The organism is Pseudomaricurvus sp., from assembly GCF_965662505.1.
GTDB lineage: Bacteria > Pseudomonadota > Gammaproteobacteria > Pseudomonadales > Cellvibrionaceae > Pseudomaricurvus.
Genome location: NZ_CBFIHX010000018.1, coordinates 1 through 18,630 on the forward strand (window position 1 = coordinate 1; position 18,630 = coordinate 18,630).

Sequence of the window (18,630 nt, forward strand, 5' to 3'; positions counted from 1 at the left end):
ACAAGGTGAAGGCCTCAATCATCGCTCGTGGTACGCCCGGCTTTTCCGGTGCAGATTTGGCTAACCTGGTTAACGAGGCAGCGTTGTTTGCTGCTCGCTCCAACAAACGCTTGGTGACCATGGAGGAATTTGAGAAGGCTCGCGATAAGATCATGATGGGCGCAGAGCGCAAATCCATGGTGATGAGCGAGAAAGAGAAAGAAAATACGGCCTATCACGAGGCGGGTCATGCCATTGTTGGGCGCCTGGTTCCTGAGCACGATCCCGTGCACAAAGTAACCATTATCCCCCGTGGCCGCGCTTTGGGTGTGACTCAGTTTTTGCCGGAAGATGATAAATACAGCCTGAGCAAGCGGGCTATCGAGTCTCAGTTGTGCACGCTGTTTGGTGGTCGTATCGCCGAAGAGATGACGCTCGGGTTCGAAGGGGTCACCACCGGTGCTCAGAACGATATTGAGCGCGCAACCAGTCTGGCTCGCAGCATGGTAACCAAGTGGGGGCTGTCCGAGAAATTGGGCCCAATGCACTATGGTGAAGATGAAGGTGGCATGCCGGGGACTGGCGGGGCGCCGAATTATTCCGGAGCGACGTCCAAGACCATTGATGAAGAAGTGCGTCGCATTGTTGATCACTGCTACACCACGGCCGAGAATCTCCTCAGTGAGAACCGTGATATTCTCGAAGCAATGAAAGACGCCTTGATGGAGTATGAGACCATTGATGCCGAACAGGTTGATGACCTGATGGCCCGCAAAAAAGTTCGTCCGCCGCGCGATTGGCATGATGGCGACTTCAATGGGCAGGTTAAAGGTGATGACCTGGATGAGAAAAAAGATGATGATAAGGGTTCCAGTCCTATTGGTGGCCCGGCCAAGCATCATTAATTCTGTTTGAGAGACGGGGTCCAGCTTGCTGGGCCCCGTTTTTTTATGGCTGATCCCTTTTGGATCAGCTTGGCGTGAAGGTTGTAAGGTAGATAATGCCAGTATTGACTTGTGGTGATCGAACTCTGGATCTCTCCGAGCCCGTTGTGATGGGAATTATGAACGCCACACCGGACTCGTTCTCCGATGGTGGTCAGTTACTGCATCAGGGCCGGGTGGATCTGGATGCTGTGTTGGCCCGCGCAGAACAGATGGTAGATGATGGCGCTCTGATTCTGGATGTGGGTGGTGAGTCCACTCGCCCTGGAGCTTCCCCTGTCTCTGTGGATGAAGAATTACAGCGTGTGATTCCGGTGGTGGAAGCCATCGCCCGCGAGTTGGATGTGGTGATTTCGGTGGATACCAGCTCTCCCGAGGTGATGACGGCAGCGGCCGCAGCGGGAGCCGGGTTGCTGAATGATATACGCTCTTTTGAGAAGGCCGGGGCTTTGCAAGCTGCGGTAGCGTGTCAGTTGCCCGTTTGCATCATGCATATGCAAGGTGACCCACAGACGATGCAAGATAAGCCGGCCTATGATTCGGTTGTGGATGAGGTAATGGATTATCTGTTGTCGCGTGCAAGTCAATTGCAGGTGGCAGGCATAGCGAAAGAGCACATTCTGCTGGATCCTGGCTATGGATTTGGAAAAACACCCGCTCATAATCTGCAATTGATTAACCGATTGCCGGATGTGGTTGCGGCGGGCTTCCCTGTGTTGGCGGGGTTGTCGCGAAAGTCTGTGATTGGTTCTGTGCTGAATCGGAATGTCGATGATCGGTTGGCAGGGAGTATTTCTGCGGCTCTGTTGGCGGCTCAGGGTGGTGCTAAGATTCTTCGAGTCCATGACGTAGCGGAAACAGTGGATGCATTAAGGTTCTGGCGGGCCGTGACGTCTGCCCGGTAAAGGAAAGAAAAAATGATGAAGGAGTTGGGTGCACGTGACGCGTAAATATTTTGGTACAGACGGTATTCGTGGTCGTGTTGGCGATGGAGCCATTACGCCAGACTTTGTGTTGCGTCTGGGATGGGCTGCAGGTCAGGTGCTGGGTCGCCATTATGAAGGCAGAAAGCGTATTTTGATGGGCAAGGATACCCGTATATCCGGCTACATGTTCGAATCTGCTTTGCAGGCTGGATTGATCAATGCGGGCATTGATGTCGGTCTCCTCGGGCCAATGCCGACACCTGCCATTGCCTACCTGACTCGCACATTTCAGGCTCAGGCGGGGATTGTTATTAGTGCTTCACACAACCCCTATTACGATAATGGCATCAAGTTCTTCAGCGGTCAGGGCACGAAACTGCCCGACGAGATTGAGTTGGAAATTGAAGCTGAGCTTGATAAGCCTATGGTGACTGCGGGGCGTCTGGGGAAAGCCAAGCGCATTGATGATGCTGCGGGTCGCTATATCGAATTCTGTAAGGGGACTATGCCTTGGGGGTTTAGTCTGGCTGGGCTGAAGATTGTCCTGGATTGTGCCAATGGCGCAACCTACCACATTGCGCCCAGTGTGTTTCAGGAACTAGGGGCCGTTGTGGAGGTGATTGCGGCTGAGCCTGACGGCGAAAACATCAATCACGAATGTGGTTCCACCAAACCAGGTCGTTTGCAGGCGCGGGTGCTGGAGTCGGGAGCTGATCTTGGCATCGCCTTCGACGGTGACGGCGACCGCCTGGTGTTTGTGGATCACAAGGGTGAGCTGGTTGATGGTGATGAAATTCTTTATCTCATTGCGTCTTACCGCAAGCGGTCTGGCGGTGGTTGTCCGGGGGTTGTGGGTACCCTGATGAGTAATTTCGGTTTCGAGTTGGCGCTGCAAAAACTCGATATTCCGTTTGTCCGGGCAAAAGTGGGTGATCGTTATGTGCTCGAGCAGATGCATCAGCGTGGCTGGACTCTGGGCGGTGAAAACTCCGGGCACATTGTTTGTGGTGATGTGACGACCACGGGAGACGGTATTGTCGCTGCGTTGCAGGTGTTGTTGGCGCTTTCCGAAGATGGCGCCAATTTGAATGAATTAAAGCAGGGAATGCGCAAGTTGCCCCAGCATATGATTAATGTGCGAACCAGTGGCAAGGTCAGTCTTGACGGTAATAGCGAAATAGATGAAGCCGTTAAAGCTGCAGAAGCGGAGCTTGCTGGACGAGGCCGGGTACTTTTACGGCCTTCTGGCACAGAGCCTGTCGTGCGGGTGATGGTCGAGGGAGAGGAGCCGCCGCTGGTTGCTCGCCTGTCTGAAGAGTTGGCAGAGGTGGTGAAAACCGCCTTGACGTAGTGTCTGGGTGAAAAACCTGAATAAAAGTCCGGGAAATGCGTTCGGTATGGCGGATAAGGCGTTGTATCTTATACACTTATCCGCTAACATTTGCGCCCGTTTTGCCGAGAGGCAGTCAGCGTTTAGCTTGATGGAATAGGATTGATGCGACGACCACTAGTGGTAGCTAATTGGAAAATGAATGGAAGCTTCGCCAGTAATAGCGAACGGCTTCAGTCGTTTTTAGCGCTGTGGAAGGGAGTGCATCAGGCCGAGGTGGCCGTGTGTCCCCCGACGGTTTATTTGCCTCAGGCGGCCGAATTGTTGGCGCAGAGCAATGTGGGTATCGGTGCTCAAGACGTAAGTGCGGCTGATGAGGGTGCGTATACCGGCGAAATCTCAGCGGCTATGTTGGCGGATGTTGGGTGTCAATTTGCGCTGGTAGGCCACTCGGAGCGTCGTGAATATCATGCCGAAACCGATGTCATGGTTGCGAAAAAGTTTGTCGCAGCCCAAAGGCACAAGCTAACTCCCGTACTGTGTGTGGGCGAGACTCTCGCTCAGCGAGAGGCGGACGAAACCTTAGTGGTTGTTGGCGAGCAGTTGAAGGCGGTCGTGGATCTTGCGGGACGCAGTGCGATGAGTTCTGCTGTCGTGGCCTATGAGCCGGTTTGGGCGATAGGCACGGGTTTGACTGCCACGCCAGAGCAGGCTCAGGAAGTGCATGCTTATATTCGGGAGCAGTTGGGCTCGATTGGTGCAGGTGTCAGAATTGTGTATGGCGGTAGTGTGAAACCGTCGAATGCTGAGGAGCTATTTTCTCAGGACGATATTGATGGGGCGTTGGTAGGCGGTGCTTCATTAGTCAGTAACGATTTTTACAGTATCTGCCAGGCGGCAGAATAAAAGGCGAGATGATGGAAAAAATCATTCTAGTGGTGCATGTGTTGACAGCGTTGTCGATCATCGCCTTGATTTTATTGCAGCAGGGTAAAGGCGCAGAGGCTGGTGCTTCATTTGGCGCAGGCGCTTCACAAACCGTGTTCGGTAGTGCGGGCGGCGGCAATTTCTTTACTCGTGCTACTGCACTCTTGGCTGCAGTGTTTTTTGTGACCAGTTTTGGTTTGGCGGTCGTTGCCAAGCAGCAGGCGACTTCCGGTTTGGTTGACGGTATTCCTGTGGTTGAAGAGGCGGCTGATATTCCGGCGGCAGTCGATGTTGGTTCTGATGTGCCGCAGGGTGATATCCCTGCAGCCAATAGTGCGGCGGATGTACCTGAGGTTGATGGCGACGATGTGCCGGAGGGTGATCTTCCTGCTGAGCCAGAAGGTGAGGTGCCTCAGTAAGTTTGTAGAGAAAAGATTTGCCCAGGTGGTGGAATTGGTAGACACGCTATCTTGAGGGGGTAGTGGCTTCGGTCGTGCGGGTTCAAGTCCCGCTCTGGGCACCAATTGCAAAAAGGTCTGACAGCGATGTCAGGCCTTTTTTTGTCTTAGAGTCTGATTGTTGGATTGTTGGATTGTTGGATTGAGGCGCCGGTTTTGGGTGTCTGCGCGAGCGTAAGGGGCGGTGCTTGTGGTGTCAGATCTGTGATCTGGCGAGGCTGGGCTTTGGCGCGAAGGTCTTTTTACCTTTATTTCCAACTTATTGAAAAATAAAAGCAAATACCTGTTGACCACTCAAAGTCTCGTCCCTATAATGCGCGGCCTTGGTTAGGGAAACAGACCTAAACAAGTTGTTGATGCGGGGTGGAGCAGTCTGGTAGCTCGTCGGGCTCATAACCCGAAGGTCGTAGGTTCAAATCCTGCCCCCGCTACCAAATTTAAGGGTTTGGTGTTCTTTGCCGGACTCATGCGCTACAATTAGCGCAGCAGGAAAGCCCCTTTTAAGGGGCTTTTTCGTATCTGGCTTTCAGGGTTGGCGAAAAGCACGCCAGCAGCCTGTTTAGCGACAGGATAGTTGTTGATGGGCTTCGAGCCCATTTTTTGTTTCTACCTTTGTTCACAAGTGGTTGAGTTTTATGGCATCCAAGCATGACCAGTTAACCGAGCTGCTGGCGCCTGTGGTTGAGTCCCTGGGCTGTGAGTTGTGGGGGCTGGAATATTTCTCTCAAGGGCGACACAGCACTTTGAGGCTTTATATAGAGCACCCGGACGGTGTCGGTCTGGAAGAGTGTGAGAAAGTCAGTCGCCAGGTCAGCAGTGTGATGGATGTTGAAGATCCGATTGCCGGAGAGTACACCCTGGAGGTGTCGTCGCCTGGAATGGATCGCCCTCTGTACACTCTGGAGCAATTTACCCGTTATGTTGGAGAGCAGGTGTCCGTTAAGCTGCGTTCGGCGTTTGATGGGCGTAGAAAGTTCAGCGGTTTGTTGCGCGGCGTCGAAGGTGACGACGTGCTGGTGGTTGTGGACGAGCATGAATATATGCTGCCCATCGAAATGATCGAAAAAGCTAACATTATTCCCCGTTTTTAGGGATGCACCAGGTGCAGGTAAACGAGGCATACTCATGAGTAAAGAAATATTGCTGGTCGCGGATGCGGTATCAAACGAAAAGGGTGTTGATAAAGGCATCATTTTTGAAGCTATCGAGTTGGCTTTGGCCGCCGCGACAAAAAAACGTTACGACGAAGACGCTGATATTGAAGTCGTGATTGACCGCAAAACCGGTGACTATGTGACTACTCGTCGCTGGGAAGTGGTGGACGATGAGACTTTGGCTCTGCTGGGCACCCAGTTCACTACCGAAGAAGCTTTTGAGAAAGATGAGAGCCTTAAAGTTGGCGATGTCTACGAAGAAGTTGTAGAGAATGTCGAATTTGGTCGTATCGCAGCACAGACCGCCAAGCAGGTTATCGTTCAGAAAGTTCGCGAAGCCGAGCGTCAGCAAATTGTTGAGCTGTACCGTGATCGCGTTGGTGAGTTGATCAGCGGCACGGTTAAAAAAGTAACTCGTGACAGCATCATTGTTGATATGGGTAACAACGCCGAGGGCTTGTTGCCACGTGATCAGTTGGTTGGTCGCGAGGTCTTCCGTATGGGTGATCGTGTTCGTGCTCTATTGTTGGATGTGCGTACTGAATTGCGCGGCCCGCAGTTGTTCCTGAGCCGTTCCTGCCCGGAAATGCTGATCGAACTGTTTAAAATAGAAGTGCCGGAAATATCCGAGCAGGTTATTGAGCTAAAAGCCGCTGCCCGTGATCCCGGCTCTCGCGCCAAAATCGCTGTGTACACTAACGATGGCCGCATCGACCCGGTAGGGGCTTGTGTGGGCATGCGTGGTTCGCGTGTTCAGGCAGTTTCCAACGAGCTGGGTGGCGAGCGTATTGACATCATCCTCTGGGATCACAACGTTGCCCAGTTTGTGATTAACGCCATGGCGCCTGCCGAGATTGAATCCATCGTCGTAGATGAAGACGCAGGTTCAATGGATGTGGCAGTTGATGAAGACAATCTGGCGCAAGCCATTGGTCGCAGCGGTCAGAACGTCCGTCTGGCCAGTGAGCTGACTCAGTGGGAAATCAACGTCATGAGCGTTGAAGACTGGCAGGCCAAGCAGGAAGAAGAGTCTGGCAGTTATATGGAAGTCTTTATGGATGCGCTTGATATCGATGAAGACGTTGCCGGTGTTTTGGTGGATGAAGGTTTCACCTCACTGGAAGAAATTGCTTATGTACCCGTCGAAGAAATGTTGGGTATTGATGGTTTTGATGAAGAGATTGCCGAAGAGTTGCGTTCGCGTGCGAAAGACGCATTGCTGACCCAGGCTCTGGCTTCAGAAGAACAGTTGGAAAATGCAGAGCCTGCAGATGACCTGTTGACAATGGAAGGCATGGATAAGCATTTGGCTTTCCTGTTGGCCAGCCGCGGTATCATCACTATGGATGATTTAGCGGAGCAGGCTGTAGACGACCTGCTGGATGTGGAAGGTCTCGACGAAACGCGTGCGGCTGCATTGATTATGAAGGCTCGCGAGCCGTGGTTTGCTGAAGAGCAACACGAGGCTGGTGAGTAACACGAGGATTGGGGAGATATCATGGCAGAAGTAACAGTTAGCGAACTCGCTAAATCGGTAGGCACGTCGGAAGACCGTTTGCTCAAGCAGATGGCTGAAGCCGGCTTGGCACACACCAGCGTCGATGCCGTTGTATCCGATGAAGAGAAGCAGACGTTGTTGGCCTTTTTGAAGACCAGCCACGGTGAGTCGAGCGAAGCAGCGCCTAAAAAGATCACACTCAAGCGCAAAACCACCACTACACTGAAAACCGGTAGTGGCAGTGGTCGTAAAACGGTCAATGTTGAAGTCCGCAAAAAACGTACGTATGTAAAGCGTGATTCTGAAGAGCAGGTTGCCGACGCCCCGAAAGTGGACGCAGCTGAAGAGCCAGAAGTGGTTTCCCAATCTGATGTTGCCGAAACGCCAGTCGTGGAAGAAGTGTCAACTCCAGTAGTCGAGACTAAAGAAGAAGTGACCGAGGCCGAAGCGCCTGCGGAGACTGCAGTCACTGATACAGCCTCTGAACCTGTTGCTGAAACGCCGAAAACCACTCCAAGTAGCTTGGTCGATGATGCTGAAGAAAAACGCATTGCCGCCATGGCTGCGCGTCGCAAGGCCGAGGAAGAAGAGCGCCAGGCTAAACGCAAAAAAGCAGAATCACAAACTTCCAAAGACGCTGCCAAGCCTCAGTTGAGCGAAGCTGAAATGCGTGCCGAAGCCGAAGCCAATGCGCTGAAAGCACAGCAGGAAGAAGAGAAAGGCAAGCACGGCAAGAAGAAAGAAAAGCATATTGTCGATGACGATGCTGAAGAGTTGCCGCGTAAAAAAGCTGCCAAGCCTATTAAAGGTGTAGGGCCGAAGAAGAAAACCAACAAAGTTGCTCTGCTGAGTGAGTTGGACGAAGAAGAAACAGGAGGCTCTGCAAGGCGTCGCAAGGGCTCTCGTCCTTCCATTAAATTGACCAACAAACACGGTTTTAAACGGCCGACAGGAAAAATTGTGCACGATGTCCCCGTCCCGGAAAATATAACCGTCTCTGATCTCGCCCAGCGTATGAACATCAAGGGTGGTGAGCTGGTTAAGACACTGATGAAGATGGGCATTATGGCCACCATCAATCAGGCTTTGGATCAGGAGACGTCTCAGTTGCTGGTTGAAGAGTTGGGTCATAACCCGGTTCTGGTGACTGGTAACGAGAAAGAGGAAGCTCTGGAAGAATCCATTGTTTCCGAAGGTGAAATGAAGTCCCGTGCTCCGGTTGTGACCGTAATGGGGCACGTTGACCACGGCAAAACGTCTCTGCTGGATTACATCCGCAACACCAAGGTTGTGAGTGGCGAAGCGGGCGGTATTACCCAGCACATTGGTGCTTACCGTGTGAAAACGGATAAAGGCGAGATCGCCTTCCTGGATACTCCAGGACACGCCGCATTTACCTCTATGCGTGCTCGCGGTGCTCAGTGTACCGATGTGGTGATTCTGGTTGTTGCCGCAGATGATGGCGTTATGCCACAGACTGAAGAGGCTGTTCAGCACGCTCGTGCAGCGGGCGTTCCTCTCGTTATTGCTGTGAACAAGTGCGATAAAGAATCCGCTGATCCGGATCGTGTTAAAAACGAATTGGCAGCCAAGGACGTGATCCCGGAAGAGTGGGGTGGTGATGTTCAGTTCATTAACGTATCGGCGCATACCGGCGAAGGTATTGATGCGCTGCTGGAAGCCGTATCTTTGCAAGCAGAGCTGTTGGAGCTGCAAGCGCCAGTGGGCGTTCCTGCTCGCGGTGTTGTGATTGAGTCCCGTATGGACAAAGGTCGCGGTGTCGTAGCAACGGTTCTGGTTCAGGCTGGTGAGCTGAATAAAGGCGACATCATTCTGGCCGGTGAAAGCTATGGCCGTGTGCGCGCCATGACCAATGAACTGGGCAAATCTATTACCGAAGCGGGTCCATCTACCCCAGTAGAAATTCTGGGTCTGGATGCAGCTCCAAATGCTGGTGACGAGTTTGTGGTTGCACCTAACGAGCGTAAGGCTCGTGAAGTGGCTGAGCACCGTGCCGACAGAGCCCGTCAGGATCGTCAGCAGCGTCAGCAAGCGGCCAAACTGGAAAACATGTTTGCCAATATGGGCGCCAACGAGCAGAAAATCCTGCCAATCGTTTTGAAGACCGATGTGCGTGGTTCACTCGAAGCCATTCAGTCTGCGTTGATGGATATCGGTAACGAAGAAGTTCAGGTTAATGTGATCGTATCCGGTGTCGGTGGTATTACCGAAAACGACATCAACCTGGCCCTGTCTTCCGGTGCTATTGCCATTGGCTTTAACGTTCGTGCCGATGGTTCTGCCCGTAAACTGGCGGAAGCCGAGTCTGTCGAAATTCGCTACTACAGCATTATTTATCAGCTGTTGGATGATGTGAAAGACGCACTGGCGGGTATGCTGGATCCGGAACGTGTAGAAGAGATTGTCGGTATCGCCGATGTTCGCGAAGTGTTCCGTTCACCGAAGTTTGGACAGGTCGCCGGTTGTATGGTTACCGAAGGTACCGTATATCGCAACAAGCCAATCCGTGTACTGCGTGAGAACGTGGTGATCTACGAAGGTGAGCTTGAGTCACTGCGTCGTTTCAAAGACGATGTGAACGAAGTTCGCAACGGTGTCGAGTGTGGTATCGGTGTTAAAGACTACGACGTAAAAGTCGGTGATCAAATCGAAGTGTTTGATGTCAAAGAGGTTGCGCGCGAACTGTAACAGTCCGCGAGCTTCCGATTTTTGGATGAGCGAGTCGTCGTAGGGCGTCTCGCTTTTCTGCCCTGTGTAAGGTTGATTTAGGCGCGTGTCGCCAAGGTAAAAGCAGATTGTATGGCAAGAGAATTTAAGCGTACTGATCGTCTCGGAGACGCAGTCCAGCGTATTCTGGCTCAGCTGATTCAAGTGGAAGTGCGTGATCCGCGTATTGGAATGGTCAACATCAACGATGTTGTTGTCAGTCGCGATCTGTCTTTTGCGCGAGTTTATGTCACGTTCGTGGGCAAGGATACTGAAGAGGCCTGCCTGGAAGCCGCCGAAGCTTTGAATAAAGCCAGCGGCTTTTTGCGTTCACAGTTGGCGAAAGAGCTGAATATCCGCACCACTCCGCGGCTGCAGTTTATTTATGACAAGACCTCAGTTCAGGGGCAACACTTGTCGCAGCTGATCGACAAGGCCGTGCGTCAGGATCAAAGTACGAAGTCTCAGGGCGATGCATCCAGTGACGATGCCGCCACTGACGACAATTCCGGGGTATAGCTTTGGGTCGCAGAAGAAAAGGTCGCCCGGTCAGTGGTGTACTGTTGTTGAATAAGCCCTCTGGCATGACCTCCAATGATGCCCTTCAGCAGGCGAAGCGTCTGTTTTATGTGGCTAAAGCCGGTCATACCGGCAGTCTGGATCCGCTGGCTACCGGGGTTTTGCCGCTGTGTTTTGGTGAGGCAACCAAGTTTTCCCAGTTTCTGCTGGATGCGGATAAACGCTACCGCACTACCTATCGACTGGGCGCCTTTACGACCACCGGCGATGCCGATGGTGAGTTGCTGGAGCAGGTGAGCGCCGCGCACATTACTCGCGAACAGGTATTGCAAGAGCTGGACGTGTTCAGGGGCGATATCGAGCAGGTGCCGCCCATGTACTCCGCCCTCAAGCACAATGGTGAGCCGCTGTATAAGTTGGCTCGACAGGGCATCGAAATTGAACGTCCTGCCAGGCCCGTAACCATCTATAGTATAGAATTACTGGATTTTCGCACCGGGGAGCAGGCCGAGGTGGATCTGGATATCCGCTGCAGCAAAGGCACTTATATTCGCTCTATCGCCGAAGATTTAGGCAAGGCGTTGGGCTGTGGTGCTCATGTGGCCGTACTGCACCGCTCGGAATCGGGACCGTTCGTCGAGTCAGCTACAGTTTCACTGGATGAATTACGCGAAGAGCGGGGTGAAGGTTTGGCAGAACAGCTGGATCATCACCTGTTACCGACGGATTCTCCGGTACAGGCGCTGGCATCTATGGCGCTTGAAGACACGTCCGCATACTACTTTCGCCTGGGCAATCCCGTGATGGACCCCCAGGTCTATCGCATTGGTGACGAAGGTGATATGGTGCGCGTCTTCGCCGAAAATGGTGATTTTTTAGGCATTGGTGTCCTTGATGACGAAGGTCGTGTGGCACCAAAGCGTTTGGTGGTGCAACCTGCCGGGGAGTGATGGCTCGTAAGTCACCCAGAGGTTGCCGCCCAGAATTGGTTCATAGGTACTGTTAATCAGTGTTTATGAGTTAATAGCTAGCCGTTCTGTAAATATGCACGGGACGGGCTGGATTTTTTTTAAGCATATTATTATGAGGAAAAGACTATGGCACTGAGTGCTGCGCAAAAAGCTGAAATCGTAAAAGACTTTCAACAAGCCGAAGGTGATACCGGATCTCCAGAAGTGCAAGTTGCTTTGTTGACCTTCAACATCAACAAGCTGCAAGGTCACTTCGCTGATCATAAGCAGGATCACCACTCACGCCGCGGCCTGATCCGCATGGTAAACCAGCGTCGTAAGCTGCTGGACTACCTGAAGGGTAAGGACGTTAGTCGCTATGCTGCTCTGATCCAGAAACTGGGTCTGCGTCGCTAAGTGACCGGAAGTGCCCGCTTATGCGGGCACTTTTTTATTTTCCAACAGCGTTTTTCGGTCGGATTGGCAATTTGCCAGTTAGTGCCTGAAAATGTTGTGCAGAATTCTCTAGGTGTCTGGCTCGCTGATAAACAGCTTGTTTCGAGACGAACCAGCCCTGTTGAAGCTGTGTTAATGCGTAGATGTCGATGTCGAGACCGGTGACCCGACTTGTTGGTTACATTGTTAAAGGTGAAGCATTGGATTGGCTGCAACACGGTGCACTAAATTCAGAACAGATTTCAGGCTGGCTGAAGAGTCAGCACAGGTGTCCGTTTAGAATTTAGATTAAGAAAGTTTGAACGAAAAAACACATAGAAAGTAAACGTAAGTTAAGAAATATAAGGAAAATGTCGTGAATCCCGTCATTAAAACCTTTCAATACGGAAGCGATACCGTCACTCTGGAAACTGGCCGCATAGCGCGTCAGGCCACCGGAGCTGTGATGGTTACCATCGGCGATACTCAAGTACTGACTACTGTAGTAGGCGCCAAAAGTGCAAAAGAAGGCCAGGACTTCTTCCCACTGTCTGTTCATTACATCGAAAAAGCCTACGCTGCGGGTAAAATTCCCGGTGGCTTCTTCAAGCGTGAAGGCCGTCCGAGTGAAAAAGAAACTCTGACTTCTCGTCTGATCGATCGCCCGATTCGTCCACTGTTTCCTAACGGTTACATGAACGAAGTTCAGGTGGTTTGTACCGTTATGTCCGCCGATAAAAACGTCGATCCGGATATTGCTGCCATGATCGGTACTTCAGCGGCTCTGGCTATCTCAGGTATTCCATTCAAAGGTCCAATCGGCGCTGCTCGCGTTGGTTACAGCCAGCAAGACGGTTACCTGCTGAACCCAGGCTACGACGTACTGGCTGAATCTGAGCTGGACATGGTTGTTGCCGGTACTCAGGACGCCGTTCTGATGGTTGAATCCGAAGCCAGCGAGCTGCCGGAAGACATCATGCTGGGCGCGGTTCTGTACGCTCACCAAGAGCTGCAAGCGGTTGTTCAGGCAGTTAACGAACTGGCCAAAGACGCTGCCAAGCCCGCTTGGGAATGGACTGCTGAGCCAGAGAAAACTGAACTGAAAGCTGCGGTTACCGAAGCGTTTGGTGCACAAATTAAAGAAGCCTACAAAGTCACTGATAAAATGCAGCGCTACGCCCGTCTGGGTGAGCTGCGTGATGCCGCCGTTGCCCAGTTGTCTAACGACACGGTCAGCAGCGATGACGTGAAAGGCGTATTCAGCAAGCTGGAGAAGCAAACCGTTCGTCAGAGCGTTGTTGCAGGTGAGCCACGTATCGACGGTCGTGACACCAAGACTGTACGTCCTATCCAGGTTGAAGTGGGCACTCTGCCAAAAACTCACGGTTCTGCACTGTTTACCCGTGGTGAAACTCAGGCCATCGTTGTCGCGACTCTGGGTTCTGCCCGTGATGCACAGATGATCGATGCGCTGGAAGGTTCACGTCGCGATCCATTCATGCTGCACTACAACTTCCCTCCTTACTCTGTGGGTGAAGCGGGTCGTATGGGTGGTACGGGTCGTCGTGAGATTGGTCACGGTCGTCTGGCTCGTCGTGGTGTTGCTGCGGTTCTGCCAAAAGAAGACGAGTTCCCGTACTCTATTCGTGTGGTCAGTGAAATTACCGAATCCAACGGTTCGTCCTCCATGGCGTCCGTGTGTGGTTCATCTCTGGCTCTGATGGACGCCGGTGTACCTCTGAAAGCCCCTGTAGCCGGTATTGCTATGGGTCTGGTGAAAGAAGACAACGGCTTTGCGGTTCTGACTGACATTCTGGGTGATGAAGACCACCTGGGTGACATGGACTTTAAAGTGGCCGGTACTTCCGACGGTATTACTGCTCTGCAGATGGATATCAAGATCGAAGGTATCACCGAAGAGATCATGGAAATCGCTCTGCAACAGGCCTTACAGGCTCGTCTGCACATCCTGGCTGAGATGAACAAGGTTCTTGATAAGTCTCGTGACGGTGTTGCGTCTACCGCACCACAGTTCGAAACCATCAAGGTTCATCCTGACAAGATCCGCGACATCATCGGTAAAGGTGGTGCGACCATCCGTTCCATTACCGAAGAAACCGGTGCGTCTGTTGATATCAACGATGATGGCGTTGTGAAGATCTACGGTGAAAGCACCGAGTCTCTGCAAGCTGCTCTGGATCGTATCGGTGAGATCACTGCGGAAGCTGAGATCGGTGAAATCTACGAAGGTAAAGTGGTTCGCATCGTAGACTTCGGCGCATTCGTTAACTTCCTGCCAGGTAAAGATGGTCTGGTGCACATTTCACAGATCGCTGAAGAGCGTGTGAACAGTGTGACTGACTACCTGAGCGAAGGTCAGATGGTGCGTGTGAAGTGTCTGGACGTGGATCAGCGCGGTCGTATCAAGCTGTCCATCAAAGAGGCTCTTCGCGATGAAGCGCCTGCGGAAGAGGCTCCTGCAGAAGCACCTGCTGAGGCCCCAGCCGACGATTCCACTGAGAAGTAATTCTTAGTTGGAATGAAAAAAGCCCGCTTATAGCGGGCTTTTTTGTGTCTGTTGCTTTTGTTTTTCTTGTTTTTATTCTGGTCTTGTCTTCATCACCGTTGCCGGAAGTTATCTCCGGAAGACCACCGTCCGGTGCCCGTTTAACAGAACCCTTTGTTCCGCGTGCCAGCGCACGGCACGAAACAGCACAACACTCTCGATATCATGACCGATCTCTACCAGCTCTTCGGGCGTATTGCTGTGTGAGACACGTTCCACTTCCTGTTCGATGATCGGCCCCTCATCCAGGTCCGAGGTGACGAAGTGAGCGGTGGCACCGATCAGCTTCACGCCGCGGTCATAAGCCTGGTGGTAAGGCTTGGCGCCTTTAAAGCCTGGTAGAAATGAGTGGTGAATATTGATGGCCCGTCCAGACAGTTCTTCGCATAGCTCGTTGGACAGGATTTGCATGTAGCGCGCCAGAACCAGCAAATCAGCTTTGGTGTCACTCATGACTTTCAGTATCTGAGCTTCCTGCTGCGCTTTGGTCTCCGGTGTCACTGGCAGGTGGTGATAGGGCACGTTATACCATTCCACCAGATCACGCATGTCGTTGTGATTGGAGACAACGGCAACGATGTCCACGGGCAGAGTACCCGCCTTCCATTTGTGCAGCAGGTTGTTGAGGCAATGTCCCCAGCGGGACTCGGCGATCACAACCTTGGGTTTGACCTCAAGATTGCGAATCTGCCAACACATCTGCTCAGTGCCACTGAGCTGTGTGAATTCGTTTTTTAATGTCTCTATTGGTGTCGCCTGATCGTTGACCGGCGCCAGCTCCGTGCGCATAAAAAAGCGTCTTTCCTGACGGTCTTCGAATTGGGAGGACTCTTCAATGTTGTAGTTGTGCTGCGCGAGAAAAGCGGTGACATCGGCAACAATGCCGTGCCGATCAGGGCAGCTCAGAGTGAGAACCAGGCGTTGTGTCATGGAGAGATAATCTTAATCAGGTCAGTCAGTGGGGATACGGAACGTTAATTGAGGCGAACCGGATGATAACGAGTGTAGTGTACAGAGGTGTTACCTTAGCATGACTGCCATATTTGATCATAATCTTTCGCCGTATTGTCTTTTTTCATCCCTTGGCGTGCCGCAATCAGAGCGTTTAATAACACTCAACCAACGACGGTTCTGGGCGCAAGCGCAGTGAGAATTGTTATTAATCCCTACAAGGAATCAAGTCAATGAAAAAGATGATTGTAATGACCGTAGTGTGTGCAGTTTCGTCAATGGGCACATTAGCCCGTGCCGACAGCGCAACTTCACCCTATACTGAATTAAAGCAGGGAACCGCCTTCACCGCATCCGCAGTAGCGGGTGCGGTATTGGGCGGCCCAGTCGGGATGATTTTGGGAGCGTTGGGCGGCGCCTATGTAGGTGACCAGCTAAAACAAGCGGATGAGGTAACGGATATGAGTGAATCATTGGCAACAGCCCAGGCAGAAGTAGAGCGGTTGCATCAGCAGCTTGCATACAGTCAGCAGAAAAGTGAGGACTTACAACAGCTGGCCGTGGAAGCACTGGATCTTAAGGTTCTGTTCCGTACAGGATCGGACACCCTCACCGAGCACGGCCAGCAGCGGGTTAAAGAGTTGGCAACTTTGTTGAAGAACCACCCCAAATTGCGTGTGCGTCTGGACGGTTATGCCGATCCTCGGGGAACCGACGAGTACAACAACGTGTTGTCCCACTATCGTGCTGAATCAGTCAAAGAAGCCTTGATTGCAGCCGGAGTTAAGGAACGCCGTATCGAGGCTTACAGTCACGGTTCCAGTAACTCCCGAGCCAAGCGCGGTGACTTGCAGGCTTACGCCGCTGAGCGCAGAGTCGTCATTGATGTGATGATGGCCGGGGATGCCGAGGGGTTTGTGATGTCAGATGTGGTTCGGGGTCGATGATGCGTTAATCCTGCTGTCATATCTTATGAACCCGGCCTCAGAGCCGGGTTTTTCGTTTTAGCGGTTCTGTTTTATCGGGCCTGTACGTATCCGTGAATACTTAGCCTGAATTTCGGGTTTACAGCGCCATTGTCGGCGGTTTGATTTATACTCTCCCCGTTTATCATCTATCCTCAAAACTGACCCCACGAGTACGAAAAATGGAACCGCTGTCGGATAACGTCGAAGAAAACCTGGATCGCTTTATTGTCGAGGCAATGGAGACCGGATGTGTTTGGGCTCTGGAAGGTCCGGAAGGCTTTGCCTTATGCCCCTCGGAAAGCAGTGATGACATCGACGTCATGCCTTTCTGGTCACAGCCCGAGTTCGCGCAGGCGGTCTGTATCGAAGAGTGGTCTATTTACAAGCCGGTTCCGGTCGCTCTGGAAGAGTTTCTGGATGAGTGGGTTGATGGTATGCACACCGATGTGGTTTTGGTGGGCGTCAACTGGACTGAAGAGCTGGACGGTATCGAAATGGAGCCTCTGGATCTGGCAGAAGAATTCGACAGTGAAATGGGCTGATAGCAGATCTGAACAGCATGTTTGACGCATCTTTTTCTGCTTGAGGCGCTTCAGGCATCACCGTTTGAATAACAAACACTGATCGTCATCATCAACTTATTTTGATGTACAAGCGTTACGCCGAGTTGCATATTCCGCTTCACAACAACCCCAAAGTGGAGTGAGGAAAGTGTCAAAAACTCGTAGTAGCCATGATGACGAGCTGTTTGAATCCGACGGTGACTTTGAATGCGAAATTCGTGAAACCCATTACGAAAGACGAGAGAAAAACCGCCGTCAGACAGCCATTCGTCGCAGAATGGAAGACAAGCTGGAGCGACGTCGCATGTCTGAGCAGTTGGGCATGTATCTTGACGATCATGACCTCGACGACGGTTGCCCTGATGAATTACTTTACGATCGCCCGTCTTATTCGAGGGAGTTTCGCGGCTGATCAATCAGGCTGTGTAGGGTTAATCAAACCGAATGGGGCTGATTTCACGGTTCAAGTGTTAGCAGCTCCAGAATGCCGGCCAGGTGTTTCGTCTTTTCGGTCCCGCTGCGAAACACTGCGTAAATGTCTCTCGAAAATGATGGGCTTCCCGCCACTGGAATCAGTTGCTCAGAAGCTTCACTGGTCAATAGCGCCTGTGGCAGATAGGCCGAACCTTGTTGCTGGCGAATAAACGATTCGGCAATGCTGGCCATATTGGTGTGGAGAGCGGGCGCAGGCAAGTCGGCGAATTTTTTCGCGTGAAACAGGCTAAAAGCGGTGCCCCAGTCAACGTACACATAGTTTGATTGCAAGGCCTCTTTCGTGGAAGTGCCCTCTTGGGTCGAAACCAGTTTTAGGGTGAATTTTCCCAGAGGTCGGGCGGTGAAATCCGTCAATTCTACGGGATCAAACAACAAGGCCAGATCAATAATCCCTTCCTGCAACAACTTGACCAACTCTTCTGCCGAATGAGCTTCCGCTCTGAGCGCCAGCTCCGGGTGATTTTGTTGGATATTGGCGAGCTTATCTTGCAATAAAAAGCGCCAGAGGCCGGCCGTGGTGCCGACGCTGAGCTGGTGCTTCTGTTCCTGTTTCAGGGCCACTTCCTGCCGTGCCCGCGACCAGGCTGTCAACATGGTCTCGGCGTGTGGCAGCAGTCGCTCACCTTCGGGGGTCAGCTGAATGTTGTTGCGGGCTCTGACAAACAGGTTAACCCCCAGAGATTCCTCCAGTTGCTTGATTCGGGCGCTGACAGCTGCCTGGGTCAGGTAGAGGTTTTCGGAGGCCTTACCGAAATGTCGGGTCTTGTTCACTTCCAGAAAGGTTTTGAATAACTCAATGTCCATATCAATCCCTATGGGTCGCTCTGAGTGGTGTTAACCGGGGTTAGTGAGTGCTGGTTGCTGTCGGTGCAGGAGATGGTCGACTATGGTTAGGGTTGTCGCGTAGCTCATTCATGCAGTCGTTGAGGTAGTTCTGTAGTGTGTGTTTTGGAATCTGATCCTCCTCGGCCCACTGCAGACAGGTTTCTTCCGTCTGTTTCGGTGTGTAGGAAGGCGTTTGCTCATCCTTTGTGCCCTGAGTGCTGCTGCAGCCGGTCGCAGCCAGTGCCAGGCTTGAAATAAGTAACAGACGGCGGAGAGATAGGGCTGACAGAGGGAAGACGAACAACATTGGAAGGTATCTCATCGTTGGGGCGGACCTTTTTCGGTGGCTGTACTTGAGAGACAGAGACGATATATGCCGCCGATTGTATCCCTGAAGTTCAGACGTCGGAACAGC

Annotated in this window: 17 protein-coding genes, 2 tRNA genes and 1 pseudogene; 17 read left to right on the plus strand and 3 right to left on the minus strand. The window is 52.2% G+C overall.

Going from position 1 to position 18,630, the window contains the following annotated elements:
* The 14 genes and pseudogenes from ACTG33_RS04100 to pnp form a co-directional block, all read left to right on the plus strand.
* Positions 1–884: pseudogene (locus tag ACTG33_RS04100) on the plus strand (ATP-dependent zinc metalloprotease FtsH); the annotation flags it as partial.
* 95 nt (positions 885–979) lie between these two features.
* Positions 980–1,828, plus strand: a complete 849-nt coding sequence (gene folP / locus ACTG33_RS04105) for a dihydropteroate synthase (protein WP_439133918.1) — start codon at positions 980–982, stop codon at positions 1,826–1,828.
* A 34-nt stretch (positions 1,829–1,862) separates the two neighbouring features.
* Entirely contained in the window at positions 1,863–3,200 is a 1,338-nt protein-coding gene (glmM, locus tag ACTG33_RS04110) for a phosphoglucosamine mutase (protein ID WP_439133919.1), read from the plus strand.
* A 144-nt stretch (positions 3,201–3,344) separates the two neighbouring features.
* The gene (gene tpiA, locus ACTG33_RS04115) at positions 3,345–4,085 is read left to right on the plus strand and encodes a triose-phosphate isomerase (RefSeq protein ID WP_439133920.1); all 741 of its coding nucleotides are present in this window, start codon (positions 3,345–3,347) and stop codon (positions 4,083–4,085) included.
* A gap of 11 nt (positions 4,086–4,096) precedes the next feature.
* Entirely contained in the window at positions 4,097–4,525 is a 429-nt protein-coding gene (gene secG / locus ACTG33_RS04120; RefSeq protein ID WP_439133921.1) for a preprotein translocase subunit SecG, read from the plus strand.
* Positions 4,526–4,544: 19 nt separating this feature from the next.
* Positions 4,545–4,629 (plus strand) — tRNA-Leu (locus tag ACTG33_RS04125).
* 292 nt (positions 4,630–4,921) lie between these two features.
* Positions 4,922–4,998, plus strand: a tRNA-Met gene (locus ACTG33_RS04130).
* 201 nt (positions 4,999–5,199) lie between these two features.
* Positions 5,200–5,655, plus strand: a complete 456-nt coding sequence (gene rimP / locus ACTG33_RS04135; RefSeq protein ID WP_439133922.1) for a ribosome maturation factor RimP — start codon at positions 5,200–5,202, stop codon at positions 5,653–5,655.
* A 34-nt stretch (positions 5,656–5,689) separates the two neighbouring features.
* A complete protein-coding gene (gene nusA / locus ACTG33_RS04140) occupies positions 5,690–7,195 on the plus strand; it encodes a transcription termination factor NusA (protein ID WP_439133923.1) in 1,506 nt (501 codons plus the stop codon).
* A gap of 21 nt (positions 7,196–7,216) precedes the next feature.
* Positions 7,217–9,925: a translation initiation factor IF-2 gene (gene infB, locus ACTG33_RS04145; RefSeq protein WP_439133924.1), complete on the plus strand. Its 2,709-nt coding sequence runs from the start codon at positions 7,217–7,219 to the stop codon at positions 9,923–9,925.
* Positions 9,926–10,036: 111 nt separating this feature from the next.
* Positions 10,037–10,462, plus strand: coding sequence for a 30S ribosome-binding factor RbfA (gene rbfA / locus ACTG33_RS04150; protein WP_439133925.1), 426 nt, complete (start codon positions 10,037–10,039; stop codon positions 10,460–10,462).
* Positions 10,463–10,464: 2 nt separating this feature from the next.
* The gene (truB, locus tag ACTG33_RS04155) at positions 10,465–11,412 is read left to right on the plus strand and encodes a tRNA pseudouridine(55) synthase TruB (RefSeq protein WP_439133926.1); all 948 of its coding nucleotides are present in this window, start codon (positions 10,465–10,467) and stop codon (positions 11,410–11,412) included.
* Positions 11,413–11,559: 147 nt separating this feature from the next.
* The gene (gene rpsO, locus ACTG33_RS04160; RefSeq protein ID WP_167182453.1) at positions 11,560–11,829 is read left to right on the plus strand and encodes a 30S ribosomal protein S15; all 270 of its coding nucleotides are present in this window, start codon (positions 11,560–11,562) and stop codon (positions 11,827–11,829) included.
* A gap of 394 nt (positions 11,830–12,223) precedes the next feature.
* Positions 12,224–14,374 carry a polyribonucleotide nucleotidyltransferase gene (pnp, locus tag ACTG33_RS04165; protein WP_439133927.1) on the plus strand — a complete coding sequence of 717 codons (2,151 nt, stop codon included), beginning with the start codon at positions 12,224–12,226 and terminating at the stop codon, positions 14,372–14,374.
* A 108-nt stretch (positions 14,375–14,482) separates the two neighbouring features.
* Here the strand turns inward: pnp and purU are convergent, their stop codons facing one another.
* Entirely contained in the window at positions 14,483–15,343 is an 861-nt protein-coding gene (gene purU, locus ACTG33_RS04170; protein ID WP_439133928.1) for a formyltetrahydrofolate deformylase, read from the minus strand.
* 254 nt (positions 15,344–15,597) lie between these two features.
* Here purU and ACTG33_RS04175 point away from each other — a divergent pair, with 254 nt between their 5' ends.
* The 3 genes from ACTG33_RS04175 to ACTG33_RS04185 all read left to right on the plus strand — a co-directional run bounded on the left by ACTG33_RS04175 (position 15,598) and on the right by ACTG33_RS04185 (position 17,307).
* The gene (locus ACTG33_RS04175; protein ID WP_439133929.1) at positions 15,598–16,311 is read left to right on the plus strand and encodes an OmpA family protein; all 714 of its coding nucleotides are present in this window, start codon (positions 15,598–15,600) and stop codon (positions 16,309–16,311) included.
* Positions 16,312–16,511: 200 nt separating this feature from the next.
* Positions 16,512–16,874 (plus strand): DUF2750 domain-containing protein, encoded by a 363-nt coding sequence (locus ACTG33_RS04180; RefSeq protein ID WP_439133930.1) that lies wholly within the window; start codon positions 16,512–16,514, stop codon positions 16,872–16,874.
* A 169-nt stretch (positions 16,875–17,043) separates the two neighbouring features.
* The gene (locus ACTG33_RS04185) at positions 17,044–17,307 is read left to right on the plus strand and encodes a PA3496 family putative envelope integrity protein (protein ID WP_439133931.1); all 264 of its coding nucleotides are present in this window, start codon (positions 17,044–17,046) and stop codon (positions 17,305–17,307) included.
* Between the two features lie 44 nt (positions 17,308–17,351).
* Here the strand turns inward: ACTG33_RS04185 and ACTG33_RS04190 are convergent, their stop codons facing one another.
* Positions 17,352–18,194 (minus strand): LysR family transcriptional regulator, encoded by an 843-nt coding sequence (locus ACTG33_RS04190; RefSeq protein ID WP_439133932.1) that lies wholly within the window; start codon positions 18,192–18,194, stop codon positions 17,352–17,354.
* Between the two features lie 40 nt (positions 18,195–18,234).
* Complete coding sequence (locus ACTG33_RS04195; RefSeq protein WP_439133933.1) at positions 18,235–18,537, minus strand: hypothetical protein; 303 nt, start codon at positions 18,535–18,537, stop codon at positions 18,235–18,237.
* Positions 18,538–18,630: the final 93 nt, after the last annotated feature.

Bases quoted from the DNA above. Each gene is read 5' to 3' on its own strand.
- ACTG33_RS04175 (WP_439133929.1), top strand. From the start codon at position 15,598: ATGAAAAAGATGATTGTAATGACCGTAGTGTGTGCAGTTTCGTCAATG.
- ACTG33_RS04180 (WP_439133930.1), top strand. From the start codon at position 16,512: ATGGAACCGCTGTCGGATAACGTCGAAGAAAACCTGGATCGCTTTATT.
- tpiA (WP_439133920.1), top strand. From the start codon at position 3,345: ATGCGACGACCACTAGTGGTAGCTAATTGGAAAATGAATGGAAGCTTC.
- infB (WP_439133924.1), top strand. From the start codon at position 7,217: ATGGCAGAAGTAACAGTTAGCGAACTCGCTAAATCGGTAGGCACGTCG.
- folP (WP_439133918.1), top strand. From the start codon at position 980: ATGCCAGTATTGACTTGTGGTGATCGAACTCTGGATCTCTCCGAGCCC.
- rbfA (WP_439133925.1), top strand. From the start codon at position 10,037: ATGGCAAGAGAATTTAAGCGTACTGATCGTCTCGGAGACGCAGTCCAG.
- secG (WP_439133921.1), top strand. From the start codon at position 4,097: ATGGAAAAAATCATTCTAGTGGTGCATGTGTTGACAGCGTTGTCGATC.
- nusA (WP_439133923.1), top strand. From the start codon at position 5,690: ATGAGTAAAGAAATATTGCTGGTCGCGGATGCGGTATCAAACGAAAAG.
- ACTG33_RS04195 (WP_439133933.1), bottom strand. From the start codon at position 18,537: ATGAGATACCTTCCAATGTTGTTCGTCTTCCCTCTGTCAGCCCTATCT.
- ACTG33_RS04190 (WP_439133932.1), bottom strand. From the start codon at position 18,194: ATGGACATTGAGTTATTCAAAACCTTTCTGGAAGTGAACAAGACCCGA.
- rpsO (WP_167182453.1), top strand. From the start codon at position 11,560: ATGGCACTGAGTGCTGCGCAAAAAGCTGAAATCGTAAAAGACTTTCAA.
- purU (WP_439133928.1), bottom strand. From the start codon at position 15,343: ATGACACAACGCCTGGTTCTCACTCTGAGCTGCCCTGATCGGCACGGC.
- rimP (WP_439133922.1), top strand. From the start codon at position 5,200: ATGGCATCCAAGCATGACCAGTTAACCGAGCTGCTGGCGCCTGTGGTT.